The following is a 15,017-nucleotide window of genomic DNA, read 5'->3' as shown; positions in this document are numbered from 1 at the left end:
TGGGGACGGGGACGGGGACGGGGAGGGCGAGGGCGAGGGCGAGGGCGAGGGCGACGGGGACGGCGACGGCGACCCGGTCAAGTTCGACATGGCCGCGGTCCCCGACTACGAGAGCGTCCCGCCGGTCGAGCTGTGCAAGGTCTTCGACAACATGAACGCCGTCGGTGAGTGTGACGAGACCGCGCCGCCCGACGCGTTCGAGCCCGACGTCCAGTGGAGCTGGTGGGGCCCCGACGGCAAGACCGAGTCCTTCGTGCCCGCGCTCGTCGCCAACCTGACCGACGACAACGAAGATGGCGAGATCGATCTGTGCGACACGCCCGACGTCGTGGTCGTCGCGGCGAATTTCCCCTTCGAGGCCCACATCTACGTGCTCGACGGCGCGACCGGGGCGCTGCACTTTCAGATCCCGCCCTTCGTGGCCTACACGATCACGCCCGCGATCGGCGACATCGACGGCGACGGGCTGCCGGAGATCGTCGCGGGCAACGGGCCGGGCTTTGGCGGGCCCGCGCACTTCATGGCCTTCGAGCACGACGGCACCCACAAGTGGACGGCGTCGGAGCCCTGGGAGCACGCCCAGGGCGGCTCGATCGCCCTGGCCGACCTCGACAACGACGGCGACGTCGAGATCATGGGCGGCCAGGTCGTGCTCGATCATCTCGGCCAGACCGTGTTCGTGGCCCCGGACCAGATCGGCCTCCAGCCGATCAACACGGCGGTCACGGCGGCCGACCTCGACGGCGACGGCGACCTCGAGGTCGTGCTCGGCCAGAGCGCCTATCACCACGACGGCGCCGAGGTCTACTTCGACATCGGCGTCACGCCCGGCTTCCCGCAGGTCGCCAACCTCGACGAGGACCCCGAGCCCGAGATCCTCGTGACCAACAACCGCGGGCTCACGCTGCTCGAGCACGACGGCGCGATCACCTATGTCAACGTCAAGCCCGACGGGATCTGGACGGCCCTGCGCCCGGCCGCGATCCACGACTTCGACGGCGACGGCCTCGCCGAATTCTCGGTCAGCTCGGCGAGCGTGTACTCGGTGTTCGAGCCCGCGCCGAGCCCGGTCTGGAGCGCGCTGATCGACGACTCGAGCGGCTCGGCCGGCGGGACGGCGTTCGACTTCAACGGAGACGGGCGCGCCGAGGCGATGTACGCCGACGAGCAGCAGCTGTTCATCTTCGACGACCTCGGCGCGCCGCTGCTGACCGTGCCGCGCAGCGCCCGGACCCTGACCGAGTACCCGACGGTCGCCGACGTCGACAACGACGGCTCGGCCGAGATCATCGTGGTCTCGGACGCGGGCTTCGACGAGGACCAGACCGCGCCCACGGTCCAGGTGATTCGGGACGTCGAGGACCGCTGGATTCAGGCCCGGCGGATCTGGAACCAGCACACCTATCACGTGACGAATGTCCGCGAGGACGGCACGATCCCGCAGTGGGAGCAGCCCAACTGGGCGACCCTCAACACCTTTCGAACGAACGCGCAGATCGAGGGCGGAGAGATCTGCAAGCCCGAGCCTGTGGGGTGAACGTATTATCAGCGCGGGCCTCTCTTTGGGTAGACGGCCGCTCGCGCGCTTGACCCTCCTGGAGGGTGCTCCGGGTCAGGCCTGAGAAATTGACGGCCGTCGAGCAGCGTCCACCCGGTGAAATTCGCGGCGTGGCCGAGCTTTCGCGCCCCGGGCGGCTGCCCGGCCCCTGGTCTCGTCGGAGGGCGCCGCCGAGCCTTCGAAGAATCGGGCGACAGATGGTCCAATTCTTGGGAAGCTCGACAGCATGAAGAACCCACTCTTTCATGTCGCGCCTTTGACTCTGGCCATCGCCACGCTCAGCCTCGCTTGCGGCGACGATGGACCTGCCGGGACTGGAGAGACCGGCGACGCCGAGACCATGGGCGATGGCGACGGCGAGACCATGGGCGATGGCGATGGCGATGGCGACCCCGGCGACGGAGACGGAGACCCCGGCGACGGAGACGGTGACACGCACATCGACACCGACATGGATGGGGTCTTCGACGACGCGGACAACTGCGTGGCGGTCCCGAACCCCAACCAGCTCGACTTCGACGACAACGGGATCGGCAACGTCTGCGACGTGCAGGTGTTCACGAACGTCAGCGGGACGATCAACACCAACGCGAACGCCGACGCCGGCGCGGGCGGGAGCTGCTCGATCCCGATTCAGCTCACGGTCACTAGCGGCGAGGTGCAGATCCAGCTCGACGACGACGCTGCGGTCGCCGCCTTCGACGTCGTCTCGCTCGGCTTCGAGGACATCCTCGACCAGGAGTGCAGCCTGAACTTCGGCGCGAAGGCCTATGTCTCGATCAAGGACTTTAGCATCGACAACGTCGGCGACGCCTTCCCGGTCTCGATGCCCCACGGGCAGGGGCCCCACGACGCGGGCTCGATCGCGGGGGACAGCGATGCGCCCCACCCGATCCTGGCCACGGGCACCCTCGAGGCGTCGACCGATCCGGAGGCGGAGCCGGAGCCGAGCGACCTCAACCTCGAGGGCACGCTGGGGATCTTCACGGCCAACATCACGGGCGCGGGGGCCATGGGCACCCTGGCCTGGGCGACGCCCGATCACGTCGTGGCCATGGACACCTTCATGATCACCGAGCCGTTCCCGCTCGACATCAACTTCGAGCTCGTCGGGCTGGTTGGCTCGCTCGTCCTCGCGCCCTGAAGCTGGCTCCGGGGAGGCCTCGGCCGAGGCCTCCCGGTCAGAATTCTTCTTTGGTCAGAATTCTTCTTCGGGCACCAGCGACATGTTGAGCCGGTACAGCTGGTTGGCGACGACCTCGTAGCCGCTGCCGAGCTCGGCGAAGAGCAGCGCCTGGCGAGCGTCGGCGACCTCGCGCTCGGCGACCTCGCGGGCCGCGGCCTCGCGGAGGTTGGCCTCGAGCGAGTTGGTCCGGATCTCGGCGGTCCGGAGCTCGTCGAGGTCCGGCCCGGCCCCGTGCGCGACCAGGATCTGGGCGACCTCGAGGCCGCGCGCGACGGCCTGGTGGAGGGCCTCGATCAGCTCGCTGTGTTCGCCGCCGAGGTGAATTCCGCGGCGATGGATCCGCGCGGCCGTGAACCCGATGTGCTCCATCGCGTGCTGGAGCGCGAGGAGCGAGACCAGCATGTCGGCGTGGTCGCTGTCGTGGACTTCGGGCTCGCGGCCGACGTGGCGCTCGATCATCGCGCGCGCCTTCGCCAGGTGGCCGTCGACCTCGGCGGGGGCGCCGGGCATCCCGAGCAAGGCGCGGTGGATCGAGTCGAGCGCGCGGGTGTAGCTGGCCAGAACCTCGACCCATGACAGGGGCTGGGCCTTGCGACCGGCCTGAACGCGGGCGTGCTGGGGTTGGAGGCGCGCGCTGATCCAGCTGACGAGGGGCACGACGGCGGCGGTCGCGACGAGCTGCATGGTCACGAAGCCCAGGGCGAGGTGCCCGCCGACCTCGGGGTGGAGGAGCTTCTTGCCGTAGCTCGTGGCCTCGGGGTCGGTGCGGAGCGCGGCGGCGGTCAGGTCTGGCAGCCACGGGAGCACGAGCCAGCTGATCGAGATCATGACGAGGGCCACCGCCGCGTGGGCGATGCCCAGGCGCCGCGCGCTGCGACCCAGCGGCCACGAGACCAACATGCTGCTGAGGGCCGAGCCCAGCGGGACGCCGGCGAGCAGCGCGAGGGCCTGGGGCAGCGTGAGCAGCGAGGTCGCCTGCGCGACGCTCAAGACGACCACGAACATGACCCCGGCGCCCTGCATGGCGAGGCCACCGAGCGCGCCGATCGAGGCCGCCAGCGCGAGGCCGGTGAGCGTGGCCGGATCGAGCTGGCGCAGCTCGAGCATCGCGGGCAGCTCCGCGAGCGGGGCGAAGCCGGTCCGGAGGGTGTAGACGCCGTGGAGGAGCACGCCGAGGCCCATGACGAGGTTCGCGCTCGCGCGCTCGCGCCGGTCGACGGCGGCGAGGCGCAAGATCACGCCGACCATCAGGATCAGCGGCGCGTCCTTGGTCCCGGCCAGCGGCAGCACCGAGCCGATCGCCGCCGCGCCGAGGTGCGCGCCGAGCAGCAGCGTCAGCGCGGCCTGAAAGGACATCAGGTTGCGCTCGACGAAGGGCAAGCCGAGCGCGGCGGTGAAGGTGGACGACTGGGTCAGGCCGCCGACGAGGGCGCCGACGCCGAAGCTGCGCGGGGTCGAGGCGGTCAAGCTGTCGACCTGACGTCGGAGCGTGCGGCCCGCCCGACGCCGGAGCGCCTTGGTCAGCATGAACAGGCCGAGGATCACGAGGCCGAGGCCACCGAGCACGTTGCGCACGATCTTGCGCTGGCTGACGGTGTCGATCTCGATCTCCTTGGCCGGGCTGCGCTCGGCCCCGCGCGCGAGCACGAGCTCGGCCCGGCCGGTGGCGAGCTCTTTGGGCAGCCGAAACACGACCTCGTCTCGGTCTTGCTCGATCGGGTCGAGGGTGTGGTCGCGGACCAGGAGCTGCAGCGCGCTGGCTTCGGCGGCCGCGCCCTTGGCGGTCGGGGGGGCGAAGCGAACGATCAAGGCCGCGCCAGGCCGCGGCGAGGTCGGCTGGAGGTCGACGATCTGCAGGTGCGTTGGCGCGGGCAGCTCGTCCGGGGGCGAGTCGTCGGGCCCGCCCCACCAGACCACGAGGGCGTAGACGACGACCAAGATCGCGGCGGCCAGCCACGCTGCGATCTTGCCCGGGCGCCTGGTCACGAGCTCCTAGGCGTGGACGGCCGCCGACGCCGCCAGGAATTTGCTGAACTGTCGCTCACCGATGCGCGCGGGCTCGAGCTTGGCCGCGTCGACGGTCGCCGTGAGCCACCCAGGCATGTCCCCGCGTAGCTTGAGCTCGACCAGGTACGACCCGAGCCGAGCGACGGGCGGTCCCGCGACGGCGTCGCGCAGTGAGGTGAAGCCATGAAAGAGATCCGGTTCGGGCCGGTGGTAGGCGACGCGGGTGTCCAGCGTGACGCGCAGGTGGCCGGTCTGATCCTGCCACGCTCGCCGACGATAGTGAACCAGGCAGTCGGCCCGCAGCGGCCCCTCGACCCGGGCGCAGAGCCGCCGGACCTCGTCGAGCATGTCTTCGGCCCGCGCACCCCACTCGCGTCGATGGAGCTCGAGCGCCCGGGGGGTCAGCTCGCGGCCGGCCAGGAAGCCCGTGACCTCGTCGGCCGGGAGCGGGAAGCGGAGCTTGCGCGTGACGTGGTTGTCGCGGGCCTTGAGCTCGAGCCACACCGTTCGACTGCTGCGGACGAGCTCGCGGTGGGAGGTTGCGAGCTCGGCGAGATCGGGGTGCTCGTCGTAGTACTCGCGCGCGCGCAGCTTGAGGTTGTCACGCCCGCTCCGGCACGCCTGCGCGATCTCGAGGCTCGGCGTGTCGAAGTAGAGCGTGGTGATGAAGTGAACGGGGCGCGGGACCTCGCTCGCTCCCTCGCCGCGAAAGCGGTGAGGCTCGAGGTGCTCGGACACCGCATCGACGAAGCCGCGGGCCTGGGCCGGGGCCAAGAAATACTTGCGCTCGGTTCGGTTCTCGAACAGCGCGGCGTCGTCGAGCACGAGGTCTGGGTTCGAGCTCATGCGTCAGCACCCCCGCCCGCGCCCGCGCCCTGGTCGCGCAGCTCGAGCAGGTAGAGCCTGCGCTTCATGAACAGGTCGCCAGGGTCGGCGTCGCGGCATGCCTCGATCATGACCCGACAGCGAGCCGGCGTCACGTCCAGGAGGCCGTCGAGGCTCCACGCGACGGTCGAGGGCCAGCGATCGACGCAGGCCTCGCGCAGGGCCCACGACGCGGGGTCGTCGAGGCCTCGGATCGAGTCGACGACCTCGCGGCCGGTCTCGATCAGCTCGCGCCGGAGCCTGTGCGCCGAGTCGTCAGCCCGGCCCATGAGCGCGCTGAGGACCGCCTTGGGCGCCTTGTCGGCCCAGGCCTCGAGCGCGGGATCGGCCAGCTCGGGGGCGAGGCCGCGCAGGGTCGGGAGTACCGTGCCGGGATCCTCGTCGAGGAGCGCGCGGCGCTTCTCGACCGACCACGGATCGGTCAGGAGCTCGAGGCTGTAGGCGCGCTCGTGGATGTTGGCTTGCTTCCACAGCCGCTTGCGCAGCTCGACGGCGAAGGCGTCGCTGCGCCCGGACAGGCTCTCGACGACGGGGCCGGGGGCGTGGGCGACGAGGCGCGTGCGCAGGGCGTCGGCGGCCTCGCCCGCGATCCCGCGGAGGCTGCGCGCGACCTCGGCCGGGAAGCTCTCGGCCAGCTCGGTCCGCCAGGGCGTCTCGGCCAGCGGCCGGATCGACATGCGCTCAATTCGGGTGGCGGGCAGCTCGCGATCGATCTGCGGCCACAGCGGATCGTCGAGGTCGGCCGCCCACGCGACGAGCCGGGGGTGACGCTCGTAGAGCCGGGCCCGGAGCTCGCGGCCGATCGCCATTCGGCGGCTGAAGTAGAGCGCGACGAGATCGGGCAGCCCGGCGAGCGCGTCCTCGAAGCTCGCGTCCGGGTCGACCCGCCACCACGGGCGCCCGGCGTCGTCGGGCTCGGTGAAGGTCCCGCTGTCGAGCAGCGCGCAGACCCGCGCCCCGACCTCGGCTGGGGTCCCGCGCTCGGCGTGGACGACGACGAGCTGTCGCTCGCGGGCGAGCTCGAGGTAGCCGTCGCGGACGCGGACCTTGAACCCGCTGCCCGCGAGGCCCTTGCGGCCGCCGTCGCGGAATCGCTGGGTCCTGATCTTGTCGAGGCGCTTGCGAATACGGCTGGTCCGCGGATCGACGTCGAAGATCAGGGTCAGCTCGGGCTCGAGCCCGCCGCTCGCGGCGTCGACGATGCGCGCGGCGACGCCCGGATCGACGCCGCGACCGTGGACGCCCATGACCATCGGTGTCACGAGCGAGCGATCGAGCAGCACGATCTCGCCGCGGGCGAGCGCGGGCCGGACGTGCTCCTCGAGGACCTGGGCCTCGCGCGCGGCATAGAGCAGCAGCTCGGGCACGGGCTCGAGCGCGACGTTGCGGCGGTCGCGGGTCAGGCGACGGATCATTCGTGTCGGCCGCGAGCGGTGCTCTTTGCCCTCGCGGGGCAAGAACACGCGCTCGCCTCGCGCGCGGAGGTGCTCGGCGACGATGCGAATCACGGTGCTCTTGCCCGCGCCGTCGACGCCCTCGAACGCGATGATGCGGGGCGTCGCGCGGGTCATATCTGAACTTGTAGCCATAATCCGTAGATCTGAGTCTCGACGAAGGGGTTGAATGCCGTCACGGGTGGCAACGGATAAATATATTCGATCTGGGCCCGAACCATCACGTATTGGCTCCACTTCAAGTTCAAGTTTGCGAGCGCACGAAATGCTTCGCTCTCCTCATAGGTGAGGTTCGCGTCGAGATACTCGAATGCGAAGGCGGGCTGGAGTACGAAATTTTTGCCCAACTCGAGGTCGTAGCTGGAGTAAGCGAGCGCTCCCAGGACCCACGGCGAGATGGCAGGGTCGGTGCCGAAGGTCCAATCTTGGGCGAGGTCGGCCTCGACGCTGGCGTAGAAGCCTCGGGAGTCGACGGTCATGTCGAGGTTGGCGCCGTATACGTCGCGCTCTTGGTCGAGCGCGTCGGTCACGTGTTTGTAGGCGCCGGACGCCGCGAAGGAGAGGGAATTGAGCGGCTCGTAGACGAGGCGCGCGTGGACGTCGACGCCCTCGGGGGCGTCTGCGATCGCGTTGTTGGACGCCGACAGGTACCACTCGAGCTTGTGCAGACCCGGGCGCTTGGGCTTGTACGAGCCCCAGATCATGCCCGCCATCGCGCGGTCACCCCATGTCAGGTCCTCGGTTGCGATCGAGTTGAACAGTCCGCGCGAGATCATGGGCAGCTTGCTCGAGCCACGCAGCTCGAGCCCCGAGTAGGGGCGCTTGAACTGACCAACGGTGATTTGAAAGGCCTTGTGGACCCGGACGTTGGCGTACGCGTCACGGAGGACCTCGCCGGGCTCTAGGTTGCCGAGGAAGTCGGAGAACTCGGCACTGATCTCGACCTCGGCGATCTTCTTGTACCTCAAGCGAACCCCGAGCCGGGCCTGGCGAAGCTGGAGCTCGGTCTTGGAGCTGGCCTCTTGGCTCTGATCTGCGCTGGGCGTCCTGACCCGGCCGCGGAGACCCGCGATGACCCGCGCCTTGACCCTCAGGTCGACCCCGGCCCGCTTCTTCTTCTTGGCCTCGTCCTTGGCTTCCTGCGCGGCTTTCTCTGAGGCTTCCTGCGCGTCTTTCTCTGAGGTTTCCTGCGCGTCTTTCTCTGAGGCTTCCTGCGCGTCTTTCTCTGAGGCTTGCTCCGAGGTCGTCGGAGCGCTGGCGTCGGGAGCGATAGCGGGCTCCGGTGGCGCGATCATCAGGAGTGAGATCAGTAGCCCAGTCGCGAGTGACATTTAGTTTGACGCGGCGCTCGAAGAGGCCCCTCCATGCTAGCTATTCCGTGTTTGGACGGGACGGTCAAGGAAAAAGCCGGGCGTAGGTCGCTGACGAAACTGCGCGCGGCACCTGCACTCACTGGCGAGGCTCTAGATCAGGAGCGGCGATTCGTTTGGAGTCGTCAGATGCACGCGGTTCAGGGGTAATCATGTCCGCGCGAAGGGGCGACCGCGGGCTCGCGCGTGGCCGTGGTCGCGAAGGCGACCCTCCCTCGTCGTCGACCGTCGACCGTCGACCGTCGCCGCCAACCACAGCTCCCCGCGGTCGGCGAAGATCGCCGCGCGGATCGAGAGCGCGCGACCTGGGTCGAGAAGGTCGACGCGCTGGCGTCGGGCAGCTTCTTGGCCTCGGGCTTGGGCTTGGCCCTGGCCTCGACGCAGCGAAAGTCCTCGCAGCGGACCTGGGCGTCGCGCCCCGTGGGCCGGGAGCCGGGTCCCCTGGAATCGCGGAAACTTCAATGAGTCCAGGCAGCTAGCAGCCCGGGGTGCAATGCCTCGCGCCGCCTCGCTTGGCCTCTTCGCCGAGGGCTTTGTCGCCAAGACTTGCAGTACGCCCGCGGGCTGCTAGCGCTGACCCCGCGGGGGGACGGCGCCCGGTTCACGGGTGGGTTATGCTGGCCGCGCCTCCGCGCCTCGCGGGGGGCGTCCTCAGCCAGCCATCGTGTGATGACCGCGGACATCTCCGACGCCGAGACCGAAGTGGGGGAGGCGGCGCTCGACAGCGCCGAGCTCACTGAGCTGATCGAAACCCAGCCCGGGCTCGGGGGCATGCCCGACCTGCTCGAGGAGGGCCGGGAGATCGCCGATCGCTACCGCATCGTTCGCCACCTCGGCTCGGGTGGGATGGGCAACGTCTACCTCGCCGAGCACAAGGTGATCGGCAAGCAGGTCGCGCTCAAGACCCTCAACCTCGAGTTCGCCCGGCGCAAGGTCCTGCGCGAGCGCTTCTTGCGAGAGGCCCGCTCGGCCTCGAGGATCCGCCACCTCAACGTCGTCGACATCACCGACTTCGGGAGCACCGAGGAGGGCGCGCCCTTCATCGCGATGGAGTTCCTCGACGGCGAGGATCTCAAGGCGCTGCTCGAGCGTGAGGGGCGGCTGCCCTTCGAGGAGGCCCGCACGATGGTCGTGCAGATCTGCCACGCCCTCCAGGCGGCCCATGAGCAGGGCATCGTCCACCGCGACGTCAAGCCTGCCAATTGCTTCCGCATCGATCAGACCGGCGGCTCGGCCACGATCAAGGTCGTCGACTTCGGGATCGCCAAGACCACGGCCGAGGCCGGCGACAGCACCGAGCTGACCAAGACCGGCGTGATCGTGGGCACCGCGGCCTACATGTCCCCGGAGCAGGCTCGCGGCGACGCCGACATCGACGCCCGGGCCGACGTCTACTCGGTCGGCGTGATCCTGTTTCGGATGCTGACCGGCGCGCTGCCCTTCAACTCGAGCTCGCCGCTCGGGATGATCACCCGGCACCTGACCGAGCCCGTGCCTTCACTCAGGGCCGTGGTCCCCGAGGCCGAGCTGTCGGCGACGGTCGACAAGATCGTTCAAAAGGCGCTGGCCAAGGATCGTGAGGACCGCTGGCAGAGCGCGGCCGAGCTGGCTCAGGCGCTCGAGGAGGCCGAGATCACCCAGGCCGCCGCGCGGCGGTCGAGGGTCGGGCTGTGGGCGGGCGCGGGGGTGTTCGCGCTCGTGCTCGGGGGCCTCGGGTTCATGTGGAGTCAGGCGGCGAGCGAGGAGCACGAACCCGCCCCTTTGGCGATCGCTCATGCGAGCGTCGAGCCGGAGCCGGAGCCCGAGCCGACGCTCGTCGAGCCGGCGCCCGAGCCGGAGCCCGCAGACAGCACCGTCGTCGTGGCCTTGTCGGGGGCGCCAGACGGCGCCGAGGTGTTCATCGGCGATCGCAAGGTCGGCCGCGCGAGCGAGCCCTTCACGCTCGACAAGAGCTCGGGGACCGTCACGCTCGAGGTCATGGCCGAGGGCTACGAGGAGGCGGCGGTCTCGATCGTGCCGCTCGCCGATCTCGAGGTCCCCGTCTCGCTCGACGCGCTCCCGGAGTCAAAGCCGGTCAAGAAGAGCAAGAAGAGCAAGAAGACCAAAAAGACCGAGAAGGTCGATCCGACGACCAAGGTCGACAAGGAGATCGGGTTTTGATCGAGCTGTGGATCGCCGCCTGTCTCGCGTTTGCTCCGCCGGTCGAGGCCGAGGCCGCCGAGCGGTCCGAGGCCGAGCAGCCCGCGGACTCGCGCCCGGCCTACGCCGACGAGCTCGCGCCGCTGCCCGAGGCCCAGCGCGACGAGGCGGCCGCCGAGCTGCTCAAGGCTTCGGCCAAGACCGCGTTTCGAGACGAGCGCTTCGAGGAGGCGATCGAGTTCCTGGCCGAGGCCTATCGGACCTATCCCGACGTCCGGCTGCTCTACTCGCTCGGTTCGGCCCACCGCCGGGCCTACGACAGCGACGGCGACCTCGAGCACCGCCGGCTCTCGATCCGCCGCTATCAGCAGTACCTGTCGGCGGCGCCCGACGCCGAGTACGCTGGCCTCGCGCGCAACTACCTGACCTCGCTGCTGGCCGAGCGCGACCTCGGCGGCCTCGAGGCCGAGGTCGTGACGAGGATCCTGGTCTCGACCGCGGCCGAGGACGCGCGGATGACCCTCGACGGCGAGGCCGAGCTCCCGGCTCCCGGCGTGATCAGCGTCGAGCCCGGCGCCCACGAGATCACGGTCAGCGCGCCGGGCTACCACGACTTCTTGCGCAGCTTCGAGGTCCCCGAGGGCGCCACCTACCAGGTCCAGGCCGAGCTCGAGGAGATCGACGGCGTCGTGCGTGTCGAGGGTCCCAAGGGCGCGTGGGTCCGCGTCGACAACACCGTCGTCGGCCAGTTGCCGCTGACCGAGGTCCTCCGCACGGTCCCGGGCGAGCACGTCGTCACGGTCAGCAAGAGCGGCTACGAGCCGTTCAGCAAGGACATCGAGCTCGGCCGCGACGGGACCACCACGGTCGAGGCGGTGCTCAACGTGTCGAACCGGCGCTTCGCTTCCTATTTCTTGCTCGGGATCGGGGCGTCGGGGCTGATCGCTAGCGGTGTGCTCGTTGGCTTGACCGTCGACCGTCAGGCCCGCGCGCGCGAGCTCGGGGACAAGCGCGAGGCGGATCAGCTGTCGACCGACGAGTACCAGCGCTACCTCGACTTGGTGGGTGAGCGCGATTCACTGCGCAGGGGGGCGCTGATCTCGGGCATCGCCGGGGCCGCCTTGCTCGTGACCGGGGCCGTGCTGTTCCGCTACGACAACCCCACGCGCGGAGCCGGGGGCCGTGACCTCGCCCGCGTCCGCGTTGCGCCGGTGTTCGGCCCCGGAAGCACCGGGCTGATGGCCTCGCTGCGCTTTTGAGCGAGGTGCGGACTCCGGCGTGAGTCGACCACGTGGACACCTGGGCGAATCCGGGGTACAGGGCTGACTTCGCTGGGCTCCCCACCGCGATTTGCGGCTCGAGCCTCGCGGGACACACTTTCAGGAAAAAAGACAAAATGGCAGAGGGTACGATCAAGCGTCTCACGGAAAAGGGCTTCGGATTCATCGACACCGGCACCGGTAAGGACATGTTCTTTCACATGTCCAACCTCGAGGGTGTTCGCTACGACGAGCTCCGTGAAGGCCAGAAGGTTTCTTTCGTCGCGGGTGAGGGCCCCAAGGGCCCCCGCGCCGAGAACGTTCGCCCGATCTGAGGTGAGCGAGCGCCATGTGCGCTGAGCAGGGCCCGACTCGTCGGGCCCTGCTTTTTTTTGCCTGGTGGGCTTCGAGTCTCACAGGGGCCTGTTGAACAGGCCCCTGTGAAGGTCCTCAGGGCGTGGGCAAGGTGGCCCGCACGTGGATCTCGCCGACGTTCGAGAGCGCGGTGAGCACCGCGTTGGCCACGGTCTTACCACCAAGGAAGTTGACGTTGGAGGTGTCTGGCGTGGCGTTGGTGTAGACCTGGAGGTGGCCTGGCTGGGTCGGCGCGACGGCGGTCAGGTTGCCGAACACCGCAGCGGCGTCAGCGGGGATCGTGGGCGCGCTGTCGACCGCGATGGTGATCGTGCTGTCGTGCCCGAGCGGGCCGAGGTCATCGACGCGGGTATCTCGCAGGCGGATCGGTGAGATCGGCTGGAAGTCGGCGCCCTCCTCAAAGTAGCCCTGGACGTCGATGACATAGTGGGCATTCTCCAGCGTGAACAAGGTCGCAAAGCCGTTGGCCGAGACCGGGATGACCACCAGGTTGGCCCGGGCCTGGCCCGCCGTGTAGTTGAGGTTGGAGGTCGTCGGCTGGGGCTGGCCCGCGGTGTAGACCGTGGCGAAGCCGTCGTCGGCCGGGTTGACCACGGCGACATTGGCGATGACCGCACCGACGCCCGTTTCCGGGATCCCGCCGACGCCCGCGAGCTTGATGTCGCGGGTCCCGGCGAGGACCATCGCGGCCCCAAACTCTGCCGTGCGCGAGTCGAACACCCGCGCTGGCGTGACCATGGTGAGGTCAGCCGAGGGCGGGAAGTAGCCGAAGGCGTCGACGACCACGTCCGAGCCGCCTTCGGTGATCACGTGATGCATCTCGATCTTGCCGTCGGCGCCGGGGTCGACGAGGACCAGGTTTGGGGTCGCCTCGCCGGTGAAAAAATTGATGTTGGAGGTCCCGGGGTAGGGGGCGTCAGGGTAGACGGCCAAGAAGCCTCGCTCACTCGGCGCCGCGATGGCCACGTTGAGCACGACCGCGCCGAGCCCCGGCGCGGCCGGCATCCCCGCCCGACCGGCGACGGTCACCTGGATCTCTTGGCCGGTGGCCAGCTGGCCCTCGTACTCGCCGCCAGGCTCGCGGGTGTCGAGCAGGCGCGCGGGCGGGATCGGCACGAAGCTCGAGTTGGCCGGGATGTAGCCGCTGGCGTCAAACACCACGTGGGTGGATGGCGGCGGCGGTGGCGGGGCGTCGGGGCACAGGTTGTCGAGGCGGATCGGGGTGTAGCCCGCGGCATAGCCCGCGCTGGCCCACGACATGTCGCGGACGACCACCCGCATGCGATCCTTGCCAACGGTCGACTCCACCACCTTGACGCCCCAAGCTCCGAGGTGCTCGGCGACCAGACGGACGTGCGAATATGGCTTGTTGAGCGCGTCGCCCGGGCCGAGCTCGTCGGTGCTGCCGAGTTCGAAGCTGACCTCGCTCAAATTGCCGGTGTAGTGGTGGCCGCAGCGCCAGGCCTTGCTGACGAAGCCCGAGCAGTCGACGCCGTGTGAGCAGCCGTCGAGGACCTTGTCGGTCTTGGTGTTGAGGTCGCCGATGGTGAAGTTGTTGTTGACGGCGTGTTCGTAGGTGCTGACCTCCTGGTAGCCGGCGTACTTGTAGGCGACGCCCGCGATCGGCTGGCCGAGGTGCTCCTGGAAGTACGACACAGGCGTGCGGCCCGGGCAGGTCTGCATGTGGTTGTTGTTGTAGACAGCAACGAAGTTCGCGTACTCGTAGGCCCGCTGCATGATGTCCTCGCGGTACAGGCACTCGAGGTTGTCGGGCTGGGGCGCGGGCGTGGGCGCCTCGAACGACGCGGGGTGTCGCTTGGGCAGGTAGGGGGCCACGCCCGGCGGCATGATCGACGGCTGCATCGGATCCAGCGAGGTCGGCCGGCGCAAGGTGGCTTCATCGGGACCGGTGCTCAGCACCCGCAGGTTGCCCTCGGGATCCATGGTGATCCGGTGCTCGACCCAGACCAGCTCGTCGGTCATCGGCATCTCGAGGAGCGACACGAGCTCACCGTCGAGCGAGAAGCGATACGCGAGCGAGCGCGCGATCAGGGCGCCCTCTTGGTTGATGCCAACGTCGGAGGCGTGGACCCACAGATCGCCCTTGGGCGCCTCGGCGATGACAAAAAAGTCGCCGATCATCCCCTCGGTCTCGACGCTGGCGACCTCGGATCCATCGACGAGGATCGATCCTGTCTGAAGGTCCTGGCCAGGCTCACCCGTGTGGCTGACGAGTGTGACCTGGTGCCCGTCGATCGCGTAGCCCGAGACCGGAGCACCTGGCGCCGCAATCGGCGCCCCGTCAGCTTCGAACAAGGGCAGGTGCTGGCGGCCAAAGGTGAGCTCGACCGACACGACCCCGCTCGCGTCCTGGTACAGGCCGGTGACCTCGGTCGGGTCGAGGTTGTCGGTTGGGATCGGGAAGCTCTCCCAGGCCGAGGGGGCGACGTCGTTGCGGCCGATTCGCCCGATCTCCGGCGCGACGCCGCCGACGGCGAGGACGTAGAGGTGGGTCTCGGTCACCGCGATGTCTTCGATCCCGCGGACCAGGCCCTCGAGCTCGTAGCGATCGACGATCGTGTCTTCGTCGTTGATGACCAGGACCTTGTGGCCGGGGCCGTCCGCGATCCAGTTGAGCCCGGCGTGGTCGACGACGTAGGCCGACGGACCCCAGACCTCTTCCTCTTCGGAGTCGAGCCCCGAGTAGGTCAGCTCGTCAGGGCCCCCGCCCACGCCGAGACCCGTGATTCGCTCGCCGACGGGGTCGGGGACGGGGTCGGGGAC

Annotated in this window: 9 protein-coding genes and 1 pseudogene; 5 read left to right on the top strand and 5 right to left on the bottom strand. The window is 69.2% G+C overall.

What is annotated here, in order from left to right; all coding sequences use genetic code 11:
• Window positions 1-1,537 (top strand): FG-GAP repeat domain-containing protein (locus ENSA5_RS00270; protein ID WP_181197089.1); only part of this gene is annotated, 1,537 nt, incomplete at its 5' end.
• Between the two features lie 247 nt (window positions 1,538-1,784).
• Window positions 1,785-2,702 (top strand): hypothetical protein, encoded by a 918-nt coding sequence (locus ENSA5_RS00260; protein WP_181197088.1) that lies wholly within the window; start codon window positions 1,785-1,787, stop codon window positions 2,700-2,702.
• Window positions 2,703-2,756: 54 nt separating this feature from the next.
• Here the strand turns inward: ENSA5_RS00260 and ENSA5_RS00255 are convergent, their stop codons facing one another.
• The 4 genes from ENSA5_RS00255 to ENSA5_RS00240 are packed head-to-tail and all read right to left on the bottom strand — an operon-like array spanning window position 2,757 to window position 8,385.
• Window positions 2,757-4,730 carry a Na/Pi symporter gene (locus ENSA5_RS00255; RefSeq protein WP_106389533.1) on the bottom strand — a complete coding sequence of 658 codons (1,974 nt, stop codon included), beginning with the start codon at window positions 4,728-4,730 and terminating at the stop codon, window positions 2,757-2,759.
• A 6-nt stretch (window positions 4,731-4,736) separates the two neighbouring features.
• A complete protein-coding gene (locus ENSA5_RS00250) occupies window positions 4,737-5,597 on the bottom strand; it encodes a VTC domain-containing protein (protein ID WP_106389532.1) in 861 nt (286 codons plus the stop codon).
• A complete protein-coding gene (tmk, locus tag ENSA5_RS00245) occupies window positions 5,594-7,207 on the bottom strand; it encodes a dTMP kinase (RefSeq protein WP_181197087.1) in 1,614 nt (537 codons plus the stop codon). Before tmk ends, ENSA5_RS00250 begins: the two co-directional genes overlap by 4 nt.
• Complete coding sequence (locus tag ENSA5_RS00240; RefSeq protein WP_181197086.1) at window positions 7,204-8,385, bottom strand: porin; 1,182 nt, start codon at window positions 8,383-8,385, stop codon at window positions 7,204-7,206. Before ENSA5_RS00240 ends, tmk begins: the two co-directional genes overlap by 4 nt.
• Window positions 8,386-9,129: 744 nt before the next feature.
• On the opposite strand from ENSA5_RS00240, the gene ENSA5_RS00230 reads away from it, so the two are divergent.
• The 3 genes from ENSA5_RS00230 (at window position 9,130) to ENSA5_RS00220 (ending at window position 12,193) form a co-directional block, all read left to right on the top strand.
• A complete protein-coding gene (locus ENSA5_RS00230) occupies window positions 9,130-10,620 on the top strand; it encodes a serine/threonine-protein kinase (RefSeq protein ID WP_106389528.1) in 1,491 nt (496 codons plus the stop codon).
• A complete protein-coding gene (locus ENSA5_RS00225; RefSeq protein WP_106389527.1) occupies window positions 10,617-11,858 on the top strand; it encodes a PEGA domain-containing protein in 1,242 nt (413 codons plus the stop codon). Before ENSA5_RS00230 ends, ENSA5_RS00225 begins: the two co-directional genes overlap by 4 nt.
• A 137-nt stretch (window positions 11,859-11,995) precedes the next feature.
• Window positions 11,996-12,193, top strand: coding sequence for a cold-shock protein (locus ENSA5_RS00220; protein WP_106389526.1), 198 nt, complete (start codon window positions 11,996-11,998; stop codon window positions 12,191-12,193).
• A gap of 115 nt (window positions 12,194-12,308) precedes the next feature.
• Here the strand turns inward: ENSA5_RS00220 and ENSA5_RS36765 are convergent.
• Window positions 12,309-15,017 (bottom strand): annotated as a pseudogene (locus tag ENSA5_RS36765) (hypothetical protein); the annotation flags it as partial.

It is taken from the genome of Enhygromyxa salina, from assembly GCF_002994615.1.
GTDB lineage: Bacteria > Myxococcota_A > Polyangia > Nannocystales > Nannocystaceae > Plesiocystis > Plesiocystis salina_A.
This window is presented reverse-complemented; position numbering and strand designations above follow the sequence as displayed.